The organism is Paraburkholderia phenoliruptrix, from assembly GCF_047325075.1.
Taxonomy (GTDB): Bacteria; Pseudomonadota; Gammaproteobacteria; order Burkholderiales; family Burkholderiaceae; genus Paraburkholderia; species Paraburkholderia phenoliruptrix.
The window spans coordinates 672,600-687,122 of the sequence record NZ_CP168531.1 but is presented as its reverse complement, the minus strand read 5'-3'; the positions used below and the strand labels follow the sequence as shown (position 1 = coordinate 687,122).

Below are 14,523 nucleotides of genomic sequence, written 5' to 3'. Positions count from 1 at the left end.
CTGGTGATGCTCACCAGGCGATGCGGGGTTGTGCTGTATCGGGCACAACATGGATCTCAACCGTGTGTGGTCTGCATAAGACCCTGCGCGTGGCGCAGGGTGGGGCATCCATAAGTGCTGAAGCACTCACGGCTGCCGACACACACCTGTTATAGGATCAAGCCTTACGGGCAATTAGTATCAGTTAGCTGAACGCATTACTGCGCTTACACACCTGACCTATCAACGTCCTGGTCTTGAACGACCCTTCAAGGGGCTCGAAGCCCCGGGGATATCTCATCTTAAGGCGAGTTTCCCGCTTAGATGCTTTCAGCGGTTATCTCTTCCGAACATAGCTACCCGGCGATGCCACTGGCGTGACAACCGGTACACCAGAGGTTCGTCCACTCCGGTCCTCTCGTACTAGGAGCAGCCCCCTTCAAATATCCAGCGCCCACGGCAGATAGGGACCAAACTGTCTCACGACGTTTTAAACCCAGCTCACGTACCTCTTTAAATGGCGAACAGCCATACCCTTGGGACCGGCTACAGCCCCAGGATGAGATGAGCCGACATCGAGGTGCCAAACACCGCCGTCGATATGAACTCTTGGGCGGTATCAGCCTGTTATCCCCAGAGTACCTTTTATCCGTTGAGCGATGGCCCTTCCATACAGAACCACCGGATCACTATGACCTGCTTTCGCACCTGCTCGACTTGTCGGTCTCGCAGTTAAGCACGCTTATGCCATTGCACTATCAGCACGATTTCCGACCGTACCTAGCGTACCTTCGTACTCCTCCGTTACACTTTGGGAGGAGACCGCCCCAGTCAAACTGCCTACCATGCACTGTCCCCGATCCGGATTACGGACCAAGGTTAGAACCTCAAACAGATCAGGGTGGTATTTCAAGGATGGCTCCACGCAGACTGGCGTCCACGCTTCACAGCCTCCCACCTATCCTACACAGACCGGTTCAAAGTCCAATGCAAAGCTACAGTAAAGGTTCATGGGGTCTTTCCGTCTAGCCGCGGGGAGATTGCATCATCACAAACACTTCAACTTCGCTGAGTCTCGGGAGGAGACAGTGTGGCCATCGTTACGCCATTCGTGCAGGTCGGAACTTACCCGACAAGGAATTTCGCTACCTTAGGACCGTTATAGTTACGGCCGCCGTTTTACCGGGACTTCAATCAGGAGCTTGCACCCCATCATTTAATCTTCCGGCACCGGGCAGGCGTCACACCCTATACGTCCACTTTCGTGTTTGCAGAGTGCTGTGTTTTTATTAAACAGTCGCAGCCACCAGTTTATTGCAACCCCTTCACCCTTCTCGCGCAGGCGAGTCAAGCTACAGGGGCGTACCTTATCCCGAAGTTACGGTACCAATTTGCCGAGTTCCTTCTCCCGAGTTCTCTCAAGCGCCTTAGAATACTCATCTCGCCCACCTGTGTCGGTTTGCGGTACGGTCTTGTTGAACTGAAGCTTAGAGGCTTTTCCCGGAACCACTTCCGATTGCTTCGTGACCTAGATCACTGGCCTCGCACCCTTGAATTCCGCGCCCGGATTTGCCAAAGCGCCTTCTCCAATGCAAGGACCGGGACTTCCAACACCCGGACAACCTTCCGCGATCCGTCCCCCCATCGCATTCAACAATGGTGCAGGAATATTAACCTGCTTCCCATCAGCTACGCATTTCTGCCTCGCCTTAGGGGCCGACTCACCCTACGCCGATGAACGTTGCGTAGGAAACCTTGGGCTTACGGCGAGGGGGCCTTTCACCCCCTTTATCGCTACTCATGTCAGCATTCGCACTTCCGATACCTCCAGCACACTTTCCAGTGCACCTTCGCAGGCTTACGGAACGCTCTCCTACCATGCATATAAATATGCATCCGCAGCTTCGGTATATGGCTTAGCCCCGTTACATCTTCCGCGCAGGACGACTCGATCAGTGAGCTATTACGCTTTCTTTAAAGGATGGCTGCTTCTAAGCCAACCTCCTGACTGTTTTAGCCTTCCCACTTCGTTTCCCACTTAGCCATATTTGGGGACCTTAGCTGGCGGTCTGGGTTGTTTCCCTCTTGACACCGGACGTTAGCACCCGATGTCTGTCTCCCGTGATTGCACTCTTCGGTATTCGGAGTTTGCTATGGCGTAGTAATCCGCAATGGACCCCACAACCATGACAGTGCTCTACCCCCGAAGGTGATACACGAGGCACTACCTAAATAGTTTTCGGAGAGAACCAGCTATTTCCAGGTTTGTTTAGCCTTTCACCCCTATCCACAGCTCATCCCCTAACTTTTCAACGTTAGTGGGTTCGGACCTCCAGTACGTGTTACCGCACCTTCATCCTGGCCATGGATAGATCACCTGGTTTCGGGTCTACACCCAGCGACTGAACGCCCTGTTCGGACTCGCTTTCGCTACGCCTGCCCTAATCGGTTAAGCTTGCCACTGAATGTAAGTCGCTGACCCATTATACAAAAGGTACGCCGTCACCCCCTTGCGAAGGCTCCGACTGTTTGTATGCATGCGGTTTCAGGATCTGTTTCACTCCCCTCCCGGGGTTCTTTTCGCCTTTCCCTCACGGTACTGGTTCACTATCGGTCGATCACGAGTATTTAGCCTTGGAGGATGGTCCCCCCATCTTCAGACAGGATTTCACGTGTCCCGCCCTACTTCTCGCATACCTAGTTCTTCCAATCTGTTTTCGCTTACGGGGCTATCACCCGCTATGGCCGCACTTTCCAGAGCGTTCAGCTAACAGTTCAGATAAAGAATGCAGGCTGCTCCCATTTCGCTCGCCACTACTCTGGGAATCTCGGTTGATTTCTTTTCCTGCGGTTACTTAGATGTTTCAGTTCACCGCGTTCGCCTCACATGACCTATGGATTCAGTCATGGATACTCCATTCGGAGTGGGTTTCCCCATTCGGACATCTACGGATCAAAGCTCGTTTGCCAGCTCCCCGTAGCTTTTCGCAGGCTACCGCGTCCTTCATCGCCTGTGATCGCCAAGGCATCCACCACATGCACTTGTTCGCTTGACCCTATAACGGGTATGTCTCATCGTGCTGGACACGACAGGACCCACTCGCTACAGGTTGAGTATTCGTGTTGCGCCGTATTCCAAGGCGATCTTTCGATCACCTTTAAAATACATCGATACAATCACAACCCTGATTCACCTACTCGCGCACCCATCTCCAGGTACACTTTCGTGAATCTCTTTACTACTTCTTCCTGATTGTTAAAGAACGTTCAGCCGATATCACGACTGGATCGTGCATCACGCTGACTGGCTCAATTGCCAATGCATAACGCTCAGCTCGCACTGAACACTAGGCATTGGGAATTGGTGGAGGATGACGGGATCGAACCGACGACCCCCTGCTTGCAAAGCAGGTGCTCTCCCAGCTGAGCTAATCCCCCCGCGGGTCACACAGATACAGGGCACCTCAGTGTGCACTTCAGTGAGCACCCCGGTCAGCCACCACACAAGACAGCTGGTGGGTCTGGATGGATTCGAACCATCGACCCCCGCCTTATCAAGACGGTGCTCTAACCGACTGAGCTACAGACCCCTGCGTCTGTCTGCGTTTCTTTACTTACAGCCGATAAGCGTGAGCGCTCAACACCCTGACGCGTCAAGCTCTGGAAAGGAGGTGATCCAGCCGCACCTTCCGATACGGCTACCTTGTTACGACTTCACCCCAGTCATGAATCCTACCGTGGTGACCGTCCTCCTTGCGGTTAGACTAGCCACTTCTGGTAAAACCCACTCCCATGGTGTGACGGGCGGTGTGTACAAGACCCGGGAACGTATTCACCGCGGCATGCTGATCCGCGATTACTAGCGATTCCAGCTTCACGCACTCGAGTTGCAGAGTGCGATCCGGACTACGATCGGTTTTCTGGGATTGGCTCCACCTCGCGGCTTGGCGACCCTCTGTTCCGACCATTGTATGACGTGTGAAGCCCTACCCATAAGGGCCATGAGGACTTGACGTCATCCCCACCTTCCTCCGGTTTGTCACCGGCAGTCTCCCTGGAGTGCTCTTGCGTAGCAACTAGGGACAAGGGTTGCGCTCGTTGCGGGACTTAACCCAACATCTCACGACACGAGCTGACGACAGCCATGCAGCACCTGTGTGATGGCTCCCTTTCGGGCACTCCCACCTCTCAGCGGGATTCCATCCATGTCAAGGGTAGGTAAGGTTTTTCGCGTTGCATCGAATTAATCCACATCATCCACCGCTTGTGCGGGTCCCCGTCAATTCCTTTGAGTTTTAATCTTGCGACCGTACTCCCCAGGCGGTCAACTTCACGCGTTAGCTACGTTACCAAGCCAATGAAGGCCCGACAACCAGTTGACATCGTTTAGGGCGTGGACTACCAGGGTATCTAATCCTGTTTGCTCCCCACGCTTTCGTGCATGAGCGTCAGTATTGGCCCAGGGGCTGCCTTCGCCATCGGTATTCCTCCACATCTCTACGCATTTCACTGCTACACGTGGAATTCTACCCCCCTCTGCCATACTCTAGCCCGCCAGTCACAAATGCAGTTCCCAGGTTAAGCCCGGGGATTTCACATCTGTCTTAGCGAACCGCCTGCGCACGCTTTACGCCCAGTAATTCCGATTAACGCTTGCACCCTACGTATTACCGCGGCTGCTGGCACGTAGTTAGCCGGTGCTTATTCTTCCGGTACCGTCATCCGCCACGGGTATTAGCCACGGCGTTTTCTTTCCGGACAAAAGTGCTTTACAACCCGAAGGCCTTCTTCACACACGCGGCATTGCTGGATCAGGGTTGCCCCCATTGTCCAAAATTCCCCACTGCTGCCTCCCGTAGGAGTCTGGGCCGTGTCTCAGTCCCAGTGTGGCTGGTCGTCCTCTCAGACCAGCTACAGATCGTCGCCTTGGTAGGCCTTTACCCCACCAACTAGCTAATCTGCCATCGGCCGCCCCTGTAGCGCGAGGTCCCGAAGGATCCCCCGCTTTCCTCCGCAGAGCGTATGCGGTATTAATCCGGCTTTCGCCGGGCTATCCCCCACTACAGGACACGTTCCGATGTATTACTCACCCGTTCGCCACTCGCCGCCAGGCCGAAGCCCGCGCTGCCGTCCGACTTGCATGTGTAAGGCATGCCGCCAGCGTTCAATCTGAGCCAGGATCAAACTCTTCAGTTCAAACCTGTTACTGTTTTCGGGCTCTCTCGAACCCGGTCGCTCACTCAACGTACTGACGAATGATTAACCTCACTCCTCCACAGAAGAGTCAGGCAACCTTCCTTTCATTACTGTGTGAGACTTGATACTTTCGCTTTTCCGCCAGACCCAGAAGAGTCCGGCGTAGCGTCGTCGCATCAAGCGCCCACACTTATCGGCTGTTAGTTTTTAAAGATCGGTTCGCACACTTCGCAGCGCCTGATTTCAACCACCCGGCACCGCTTCGTTCTGCGTCGCTGCATCAGCAGCAGAGAAGCGAGATTATGAAGACTCTCGTCCGTTTCGTCAACTAAATTTTTTCGCTTTCGCTTAAAAACCTGCTTGACGCCATCGCCGCTGGTTTCTGCCGCGGCTCCTCGTTCCCAAACGAGGAGCGAAATAATAGGTCACCGATAGCCTTATGACAAGGGTTCGACGAAAACTTTGTGCCAGTTCACCTGTGCACCGGATTCGCCACGGCCTCGACGGGGACCGCGTCGGCCATGGCGGCGTAACCGGCGTCGCTCGGATGGATGTGGTCGCCACTATCGAATTTGCGCTGCAGCCGATCAGGCGCCGCCGGATCGCGGAGGACGGCGTCGAAATCCACCACGCCGTCAAAAGCATGGCTGGACCGGATCCACTGGTTCACGGCGAGTCGAATATTTTCCCGCTCGGGCGGAAGCGCCGCGGGCGTCAACGTTCCGCCGAACACTTTCACCCCCGCGTGTCGTGCGCCCGCGATCAACCGCTGATAGCCCGCGATCAGCCCGGCCGCCGTCACCGAAGCATGCGGGAAGTCGCAGTCAAGGCCGTTGCGCGCGGGCATCGCCGCAAAATTGATATCGTTGATGCCGATCAACACAATTACCGACTTCACGCCGGGCCGCTCGAGCGCATCCCGCCCAAAACGCGTGAGGAGCGCTTCGCCATAGCAAGGCGAATCGTTCAGCAGCCGATTGCCGCTGATGCCCAAATTGATAACCGCCGTCGACCCGCTGCCCGCACTCGCCAACCGCCGGGCCAATGCGTCGGGCCATCGACGATTCTGGTTCAGGCTCGAGCGCATGCCGTCCGTGATCGAGTCACCGATCGCCGCGATCGCCGTCGCCTCAGGCGCCGCGTCGACGGACAGCGCCGTCACCCACGCGTACTGCGTGAAGCGCGCGCGAAACGCCGCGGCTGCCGTGTCCTGCGTGTGATTGCCGGATGCGGAAACATAATTGAGCTGACTGGAAACCCGGTGCCACGCCTCAATGCGCTGATCGGGCCCCACAAAGGCGCTGACCGCATAAGGCGCGCCCTCCGCGACGTCCATCGCGATGGGATCGCTATCCACCTCGCGGCCCGCCGGAAGGGTCACACTGCTTTTCCCACCGAACGTTACCCGCGCGCCGCCGCCAGCGGACGCCGCAGCGCCGCCGGCCGACCGCGCGATCCGCAGTTCCTCGATCACCAACGGCGTCTTGCCGTACTCGTTGCTGAGATGGATCCGCGCAGACTTCCCTGACAGCGTCGGATAAACAATCTGACGGACGGTGCGGCCGGCAACTTCCGGCGCGCGATAAAGCGGCGGCAAATCGGCACGCTGCGGAATGGGCTGCAGCGCGGTCGCCCAGGCGGCGACCCAATGCGCCGAGGTGTCGGCGGCCGCGGCGGGAACAGAAACGGCAAACTGGCCAAGCAGCGCCGCGCCGCATGCGGCAACCAGGGAGCGGATGGTCATTCCAGTATCTGACTCAGAGCAAAACGAGCATTGTGCACGATTCACGTCGCCCGCCGCGGGGAGCCACACCCAGCCCCGCCGGCGGGAGCGGCGAATAACGGGCAACTGACAGCGCGCACCGCGCAAACCGGCAGCATCGCCCGCGAACTCAGCCGGCCGCTAATGCCCTGTCATTTTCAAAGCCACGGCCTCGGCCACTTCAATCCCGTCGATAGCCGCCGAATAGATCCCGCCGGCGTACCCCGCGCCTTCGCCCGCCGGATACAGCCCCTCGACGTTCATGCTCTGATAGTCGTCACGGCGGCGCACCCGGATCGGCGACGACGTCCGCGTTTCGACGCCCGTCAGCACCGCGTCGTGCATCGCGAAGCCGGCGATCTTCTTTTCCAGCTGCGGGAGCGCTTCGCGGATCGCCTCGATCACGTAGTCGGGCAGTGCCGTACTCAGATCCGTGGGATGCACGCCTGGCTTATAGGACGGCACGACCGAGCCCAGCGACGTGGACGGCCGCCCGGCAATAAAGTCGCCGACCAGCTGGCCGGGGGCCATATAGTTGCCGCCGCCGAGTTCGAACGCCCGCTCTTCCCACTTGCGTTGAAACGCAATGCCGGCAAGCGGCCCGCCGGGGTAATCGTCGGGTGTAATACCCACGACGATTCCCGCATTCGCATTGCGCTCGGCCCGCGAATACTGGCTCATGCCGTTGGTCACCACGCGGCCGGGCTCGGATGTCGCCGCGACCACCGTGCCGCCCGGGCACATGCAGAAGCTGTACACCGCACGCCCGTTGCTGCAGTGATGCACGACCTTGTAGTCCGCGGCGCCCAGTTGCTTGTGGCCGGCAAACTTGCCGAACCGGCTGCGATCGATCACACCCTGCGGATGCTCGATCCGGAAGCCGAGCGAGAACGGCTTCGCTTCAATATAGACGCCGCGGTCGTGCAGCATCTGGAAGGTATCGCGCGCGCTGTGGCCAACGGCAAGCACCACGTGGTCGCAGCGCAGCGTTTCGCCGGTCGACAGCTTGAGGCCGCGCACTTTTCCCTGATCGATCTCGATATCGTCCACGCGGGTCTGAAACCGCACCTCGCCGCCCAGCTCGTGGATAGTCGCGCGCATCTTCTCGACCATGCTGACAAGGCGAAACGTGCCGATGTGCGGGCGGCTCAGATACAGAATGTCTTCCGGCGCGCCGGCACGCACGAATTCGTCGAGCACCTTGCGGCCGTAGTGCTTCGGGTCCTTGATCTGGCTGTACAGCTTGCCGTCCGAAAACGTGCCCGCGCCGCCCTCGCCGAATTGCACATTCGATTCCGGATTCAGCACCGACTTGCGCCACAGGCCGAACGTGTCCTTGGTGCGCTCGCGCACCGCCTTGCCGCGCTCGAGGATGATCGGCCGAAAGCCCATTTGCGCGAGGATCAGCCCGGCGAACAGCCCGCAAGGCCCCATGCCGATCACCACCGGGCGCGGCGCCGTGAGCTGCGCCGGGGCCTTCGCGACAAACCGGTACGTCATGTCGGGCGTCACGCCGCAATGCGGCACGTCGGCCAGACGCTTGAGCGCGGCGGCCTCGTCCGTGACCTCGACGTCGACGATATAAGTGAGCTTGATGTCGGCGCGCTTGCGCGCATCGTGCGCGCGGCGGAACACCGTGTATCGGACGAGCCCGTCGCGCGGCACGCCGAGTTCCGCAAGCCGTGCGCGAACGGCGGCGTCGAGCGCGCTCTCGGGGTGATCGAGCGGGAGTTTGATTTCGCTAAGACGTAACATGAAATACCGGGATGCAGGAGGGGCCGCAAATGGGGCCGCCAATCGCGGCCAATTCGCAATTTTATAGGTTAAGCGTCGGCGCGGGGCTTTGGCGCAAAGCCGATGCATCGCCGATCTGCCCCTCGCGATCTATCGGTCCGCGCATGTCGTCTCAAAATATTTATTAACCGACCGGTCGGTTGGTTTATACTGTGCGAACCAGACAACTCCCGCAGACGAGCGTCCCCATGTACACGCAATCCCTGGACATTCCCGGTAACGTGGCCCCGCTGGAATCCGGCGCGGCATCGCCGGACGAGGCGCAGTTCGACGCCGTGATGGCCGCCGACGGCAAGATCGAACCGCAGGACTGGATGCCCGAGGCGTACCGCAAAACGCTGGTGCGCCAGATTTCGCAGCACGCGCATTCGGAAATCGTCGGCATGCTGCCCGAAGGCAACTGGATCACGCGCGCGCCGAGTCTGAAGCGCAAAGCGATTCTGCTTGCCAAGGTGCAGGACGAAGCCGGCCACGGCCTCTATCTCTACAGCGCGGCGGAAACGCTCGGCGTCTCGCGCGATCAGCTGATCGCGGCGCTGCATGCCGGCAAGGCCAAATATTCGAGCATCTTCAATTATCCGACCCCCACTTGGGCAGATGTGGGCGTGATCGGCTGGCTGGTCGACGGTGCGGCGATCATGAATCAGATTCCTCTGTGCCGTTGCACCTACGGCCCGTACGCCCGCGCGATGATCCGCATCTGCAAGGAAGAGTCGTTCCACCAGCGCCAGGGTTTCGACGCGCTGATGGCGATGATGTCCGGCACCGAAGCTCAGCGCGAACTCGTGCAGCAGGCGGTGAACCGCTGGTGGTGGCCCGTGCTGATGATGTTCGGCCCGAGCGACAAGGATTCGATCCACAGCAATCAGTCGTCGAAATGGGGCATCAAGCGTATTTCGAACGACGACCTGCGGCAGAAATTCGTCGACGCCACCGTCGAGCAGGCCAAGGTGCTGGGCGTCACGCTGCCCGACCCGGCGCTCAAATGGAATGAGGCGCGCGGTCATTACGACTACGGCGATATCGACTGGGAAGAGTTCTGGCGTGTCGTGAACGGCGACGGCCCGTGCAACCGCGAGCGCCTCGGCACGCGCGTGAAAGCCCACAACGACGGCGCCTGGGTTCGCGAAGCGGCGCTCGCCCACGCCGAAAAGCAACGCCAACGCGCACAACAGCACGCCGCCTGAGCCGCGCGGCGCGCCATGCAACGAATCAGGAGATCAGGATGAACAAGGAATGGCCGATTTGGGAAGTCTTCGTGCGCAGCAAGCAGGGACTCGACCATAAGCATTGCGGCAGTCTGCATGCCGCCGACGCGCAAATGGCGCTGCGCATGGCGCGCGACGTCTACACGCGCCGCCAGGAAGGCGTGAGCATCTGGGTGGTGCCTTCTTCGGCGATCACGGCCTCGGCGCCGCAAGACAAGGCGGAAATGTTCGAACCGGCGGGCGACAAGATTTACCGCCATCCGACGTTCTACACGCTTCCCGACGAAGTCAATCACATGTAAGCGCGCCCATGAACACGACGCCCGACCATCTGCAATATGTACTGCGCCTCGCGGATACCGCGCTGATTCTCGGTCAGCGCAACACCGAATGGTGCGGCCACGGCCCGATTCTCGAAGAAGATATCGCGCTCTCCAACATGAGCCTCGACCTGATCGGCCAGGCGCGCCTGCTGTACACGCACGCGGCCTCGCTCGAACAGCAGCTCACCGGCAAGAGCCGCACCGAAGACGACTATGCGTACTTCCGCGCCGAGCGCGAGTTCGCCAATTACACATTGGTCGAGTTGCCGCACTACGGCCCGCTGTCCGCGACCGCGCAGGCCGAGAAGGACTACGCCGTCACCATCGTGCGAAATTTCCTTTACTCGACGCTGATGGCGCACCTGTGGACGGCGCTCATGCAATCGAAGGACACGCAGCTTGCCGCGATTGCCGCGAAGTCGATCAAGGAGACGAGCTACCACGTGCATCATGCGAGCGAGTGGCTGATCCGTTTCGGCGACGGTACGGACGAGTCTCACCGCCGCGCGCAGGCCGCGCTCGACTACCTGATGCCGTACACGCGCGAATTCTTCAGCACGGACGCCGTGGAGGAAGCCGTCGCCGCCGCCGGCATCGGGCCGCTCAGCGCCGATCTCGAGTCCGCCTGGCTCGACGACGTGCGCGCCACGCTCGAACAAGCCACGCTCGCGCTCCCCGAGCCGGTCAAGCACATCACGACCGGCAAGCACGGCGAGCATTCCGAGCACATGGGCTTTGTGCTGGCCGAGATGCAAAGCCTTGCGCGGCAGCATCCCGGTGCGACCTGGTAAGCGCGGCCACTCTGCCGATCCGATCATGACGACCTCGACCGCTCCCCTGGCCGCGCCCCGCGCCGCCCGCGACGCCACGCTGCAACGCGCGTGGGCCGTGCTTGAAGCCGTGCCCGATCCGGAGATTCCGGTGGTGTCGATCCGCGAGCTCGGCATTCTGCGCGATGTCCGCCGAGCCGACGACGGCGCGCTCGAAGTCGTCATCACGCCGACTTACTCGGGCTGCCCGGCCATGTCGCAGATCGCCGAAGACATCGGGCATGCACTCGAGCTCGCCGGTCTCTCGCCGTATCGGATCGCGACGGTGCTCGCGCCCGCGTGGACCACCGACTGGATGACCGCCGAAGCCCGCGACAAGCTGCGCGCCTACGGCATCGCACCGCCCACGGGCCATTGCGGATCGGCGGACGGCTCGGCCTTCGTGCCTCAGGAAAAAGTGATGCGCTTCGTGCCGCGCGCGCTGCCCGCGCCGTCGTGCCCGCGCTGCGGCTCGGCCCATACCGAACGCCTCGCGCAATTCGGCTCGACCGCTTGCAAGGCCTTGTACCGCTGCCTCGACTGCCGCGAACCCTTCGACTATTTCAAACCCTACTGATATGGCTACCCCGCAATTTCATCCGCTGCGTATCCGCGAAGTGCGGCCGGAAACCGCCGACGCCGTCTCGGTCGCCTTCGAAGTCCCCGCCGACCTGCGCGAGTTGTATCGCTTCACGCAGGGCCAGTTCGTCACGCTGAAAACGCACATCGACGGCGAGGAAACACGCCGGTCCTATTCGATCTGCGTCGGCGTGACCGACTACGACCGCGACGGCGAACTGCGCATCGGCATCAAACGCGTGCGCGGCGGCCGCTTCTCGAATTTCGCTTTCGACACGCTGCAGCCGGGCCACACGATCGACGTGATGACGCCGGACGGCCGCTTCTTCACGCATCTGAACGCGGACCACGGCCAGCAGTATGTGGCGTTCGCGGGCGGCTCGGGCATCACGCCGGTGCTCGCCATCATCAAGACGACGCTCGAGGTCGAGCCGCGCAGCACCTTCACGCTGATTTACGGCAACCGCAGCGTCGACCAGATCATGTTCGCGGAAGAACTGGAAGACCTGAAGAACCGCTTCATGAACCGCTTCGTGCTGTACCACGTGCTGTCCGACGATTTGCAGGACGTCGAGCTGTTCAACGGCGTGCTCGACCAGAAGAAATGCGCGGCGTTTCTGGAGAGCCTCGTGCCTGCGGATTCCATCGACGAAGCCTTTATTTGCGGCCCCGCGCCGATGATGGACGCCGCCGAGGCCGCGCTCAAAGCCGCCGGCGTGCCACCGGAAAAAGTGCACGTGGAGCGCTTCGGCTCGCCGCTGCCGCAAGCGGGCGTACCGCCCATCGAAATCACCGAAGATACGCCGGCCGCCGAGCTGGAAATCGTGCTGGACGGAAAACGCCGCAAGCTGCGCCTGCCCTATCAGGGCGTGAGCGTGCTCGACGTCGGCCTGCGCGCCGGCCTCGCGCTGCCCTACGCGTGCAAAGGCGGCGTTTGCTGCACGTGCCGTGCGAAAGTCGTGGAAGGCGAAGTGAAGATGGAAAAGAACTACACGCTGGAAGAACACGAGATCCGCGACGGCTTCGTGCTGACCTGCCAGTGTCATCCGATCAGTGACCGCGTCGTGGTGAGCTACGACGAACGTTGAGGAGACGCTCGTCGCGCATTGCGCCCGCCGTGCTTTGAGCCGTTCCGCGATCCGCTTACACTAGGGGCCGCTCGCCATCGGACCATTCCGGTCCGCGAGGCGAGCGGCCCTTTGTCAATCGCCCACTAAAACCCAATCACGGCCGATGAGCACGATCCACCTCACGAACGGCGATGTCGCCGCGGAATCACTGCGCACCGCCTTGCGCGAAGCGGGCTGCGACGATCGCGTGCACGCCCTGCGCGACGACCTCGCGGTCGGCCCTTTGCGCGGCATCGACGACGGCCCCGACGTGCGCGCCGCCTTCTGGGATCGCGTGAGCGCGGACACGAAGCGCGACTTCATCCGCGAGTTTCGCGAGCAGGCGGCGGCACTTGAGGCCATCGCGCGCGGCGCGGCAAACCTCGTGGTCTGGCACGCCGAAAGCGCCGCCGATCAATTGATGCTGCGCCGTGTCTGCTATTACCTACGCAATCAGCCGCAGCGCCTCAATGAAGTGCGTTTGTCGATTCGCGATCTCACCGATGCCGGCGCCTGGGCGCACACCCGCAGGGATCGCGCGACGTCCGTCGGCATGTTCGCGCCCGCGGTGCTGCAAACGCGTTTGCCTGACGCGGCGCCGATCTCCGTGCTGCGCATCAGCCGACTCGCGCTCGAATGGCAGGAAGCGAAACACGCCAACGGCGAAACGCGGCGCTGGCGCGACAACACCTTCACGAGCGGCAGCTTCGCCGATCTCGACGCCTTGATACTCGAGCACGCTGGCGCCGACTGGCAGCCGGCCGCGCGCGTGGCCGCGGAAGTCATGACCGCCGAGCTCGGGTTTCTCGTCAGCGACAGCATTGTGCTGTGGCGTTTCCGCGAGCTGGCCGCCACGCGCCGGATCAGGCTGCGCGGCGACGCGAGCGCGTGGCGCACCCTCGAACTGTGCGCGGCACTCGCACCCTGTCCCCACTGATAAGCCGATAAATAGCAGACCACCATGGCCCGCACCCGAGCCCCCGACCACGAAACCCAGCGCGAGCAGATTCTCGAACTAGCGGCGGCCAAGTTCGCGCAGACGAGCTATCCGAGCACGTCGATGTCAGATCTTGCCGCGGCGAGCGGCACGTCGAAAGCGCGCCTCTATCACTACTACGAGAGCAAGGAGGCGATCCTCTTCGATTTGCTGGATCGCTACACGAAACGGCTGATGCTGATCATCGCCGAGGTGGAAGGCGCGAGCCAGCGCCGCGGGCTGACCGAGCGCGAGACGTTCGCGGAGCTGATCCGCGCGTTCCTCTCCGAATATGAAACGTCGCACAGCCGGCACGTCGCCCTTTTGAACGACGTGAAGTATCTCGTCGACGCCCAGCGCGAGGTCATTCTCAACCGCCAGCGCGACGTGGTCGCCGCCTTTGCGCGGCAACTGGCGCGCGCTTACCCGGAGCGCGCGACGCGCGAAAATCAGACCGCGCTCACCATGATGGTGTTCGGCATGATCAATTGGACCTTCACCTGGCTGAAACCGGGAGGACGCATGGGCTACCGGGAATTCGCCGAGCAGGTGGTGGGTATGGTCGACCACGGACTGGGCGCGGAAGCCCGCTGATTGCGCACCACAGCAATATGCGCGCAGCATGAAGACCCGGGTTGCATAGATACGACAGCCTGAAACGAACGCCCGTCCTTTTATTCTTCTTCTTGTAATTCATAGACTTAGCATCAATGCGTTGCTCAATTAGGCAGCAACCTCCAATCTAGATACGGGTTTTCCCTAGTGTTGAGGTCGGGGTTCGGCTACAA

Annotated in this window: 9 protein-coding genes, 2 tRNA genes and 2 rRNA genes; 7 read left to right on the top strand and 6 right to left on the bottom strand. The window is 60.7% G+C overall.

What is annotated here, in order from left to right; all coding sequences use genetic code 11:
• Positions 1–153: 153 nt before the first annotated feature.
• From ACEN8U_RS15075 to ACEN8U_RS15050, 6 genes are all read right to left on the bottom strand, one after another.
• Positions 154–3,035, bottom strand: a 23S ribosomal RNA gene (locus tag ACEN8U_RS15075).
• Between the two features lie 306 nt (positions 3,036–3,341).
• Positions 3,342–3,417: transfer RNA gene (locus ACEN8U_RS15070), tRNA-Ala, on the bottom strand.
• 75 nt (positions 3,418–3,492) lie between these two features.
• Positions 3,493–3,569 (bottom strand) — tRNA-Ile (locus tag ACEN8U_RS15065).
• A 74-nt stretch (positions 3,570–3,643) separates the two neighbouring features.
• Positions 3,644–5,175 (bottom strand): 16S ribosomal RNA (locus ACEN8U_RS15060).
• The 16S and 23S rRNA genes sit together here with 2 tRNA genes alongside, the layout of an rRNA operon.
• Before the next feature lie 472 nt (positions 5,176–5,647).
• Positions 5,648–6,919: an SGNH/GDSL hydrolase family protein gene (locus tag ACEN8U_RS15055; RefSeq protein WP_310104132.1), complete on the bottom strand. Its 1,272-nt coding sequence runs from the start codon at positions 6,917–6,919 to the stop codon at positions 5,648–5,650.
• Positions 6,920–7,078: 159 nt separating this feature from the next.
• Positions 7,079–8,692: an NAD(P)/FAD-dependent oxidoreductase gene (locus ACEN8U_RS15050; protein ID WP_015003932.1), complete on the bottom strand. Its 1,614-nt coding sequence runs from the start codon at positions 8,690–8,692 to the stop codon at positions 7,079–7,081.
• 227 nt (positions 8,693–8,919) lie between these two features.
• Between ACEN8U_RS15050 and paaA the strand changes: the two genes are divergently transcribed.
• From paaA to ACEN8U_RS15015, 7 genes are all read left to right on the top strand, one after another.
• Complete coding sequence (gene paaA / locus ACEN8U_RS15045; RefSeq protein ID WP_013589842.1) at positions 8,920–9,918, top strand: 1,2-phenylacetyl-CoA epoxidase subunit PaaA; 999 nt, start codon at positions 8,920–8,922, stop codon at positions 9,916–9,918.
• Positions 9,919–9,956: 38 nt separating this feature from the next.
• A complete protein-coding gene (paaB, locus tag ACEN8U_RS15040; RefSeq protein WP_013589843.1) occupies positions 9,957–10,241 on the top strand; it encodes a 1,2-phenylacetyl-CoA epoxidase subunit PaaB in 285 nt (94 codons plus the stop codon).
• 8 nt (positions 10,242–10,249) lie between these two features.
• Positions 10,250–11,053 (top strand): 1,2-phenylacetyl-CoA epoxidase subunit PaaC, encoded by an 804-nt coding sequence (gene paaC, locus ACEN8U_RS15035; protein WP_015003933.1) that lies wholly within the window; start codon positions 10,250–10,252, stop codon positions 11,051–11,053.
• 25 nt (positions 11,054–11,078) lie between these two features.
• Positions 11,079–11,648 carry a 1,2-phenylacetyl-CoA epoxidase subunit PaaD gene (paaD, locus tag ACEN8U_RS15030; RefSeq protein ID WP_310104140.1) on the top strand — a complete coding sequence of 190 codons (570 nt, stop codon included), beginning with the start codon at positions 11,079–11,081 and terminating at the stop codon, positions 11,646–11,648.
• A gap of 1 nt (position 11,649) precedes the next feature.
• Positions 11,650–12,738 carry a 1,2-phenylacetyl-CoA epoxidase subunit PaaE gene (paaE, locus tag ACEN8U_RS15025; RefSeq protein ID WP_309584132.1) on the top strand — a complete coding sequence of 363 codons (1,089 nt, stop codon included), beginning with the start codon at positions 11,650–11,652 and terminating at the stop codon, positions 12,736–12,738.
• 145 nt (positions 12,739–12,883) lie between these two features.
• Positions 12,884–13,696, top strand: coding sequence for a DUF1835 domain-containing protein (locus ACEN8U_RS15020; RefSeq protein ID WP_015003936.1), 813 nt, complete (start codon positions 12,884–12,886; stop codon positions 13,694–13,696).
• A 24-nt stretch (positions 13,697–13,720) separates the two neighbouring features.
• Positions 13,721–14,329: a TetR/AcrR family transcriptional regulator gene (locus tag ACEN8U_RS15015; RefSeq protein WP_015003937.1), complete on the top strand. Its 609-nt coding sequence runs from the start codon at positions 13,721–13,723 to the stop codon at positions 14,327–14,329.
• The last annotated feature ends 194 nt before the right edge of the window (positions 14,330–14,523 follow it).

What these genes read in the sequence shown, in the direction of transcription:
- ACEN8U_RS15055 (WP_310104132.1), bottom strand. Translation starts at nt 6,919, where the DNA reads ATGACCATCCGCTCCCTGGTTGCCGCATGCGGCGCGGCGCTGCTTGGC.
- ACEN8U_RS15050 (WP_015003932.1), bottom strand. Translation starts at nt 8,692, where the DNA reads ATGTTACGTCTTAGCGAAATCAAACTCCCGCTCGATCACCCCGAGAGC.
- paaA (WP_013589842.1), top strand. Translation starts at nt 8,920, where the DNA reads ATGTACACGCAATCCCTGGACATTCCCGGTAACGTGGCCCCGCTGGAA.
- paaB (WP_013589843.1), top strand. Translation starts at nt 9,957, where the DNA reads ATGAACAAGGAATGGCCGATTTGGGAAGTCTTCGTGCGCAGCAAGCAG.
- paaC (WP_015003933.1), top strand. Translation starts at nt 10,250, where the DNA reads ATGAACACGACGCCCGACCATCTGCAATATGTACTGCGCCTCGCGGAT.
- paaD (WP_310104140.1), top strand. Translation starts at nt 11,079, where the DNA reads ATGACGACCTCGACCGCTCCCCTGGCCGCGCCCCGCGCCGCCCGCGAC.
- paaE (WP_309584132.1), top strand. Translation starts at nt 11,650, where the DNA reads ATGGCTACCCCGCAATTTCATCCGCTGCGTATCCGCGAAGTGCGGCCG.
- ACEN8U_RS15020 (WP_015003936.1), top strand. Translation starts at nt 12,884, where the DNA reads ATGAGCACGATCCACCTCACGAACGGCGATGTCGCCGCGGAATCACTG.
- ACEN8U_RS15015 (WP_015003937.1), top strand. Translation starts at nt 13,721, where the DNA reads ATGGCCCGCACCCGAGCCCCCGACCACGAAACCCAGCGCGAGCAGATT.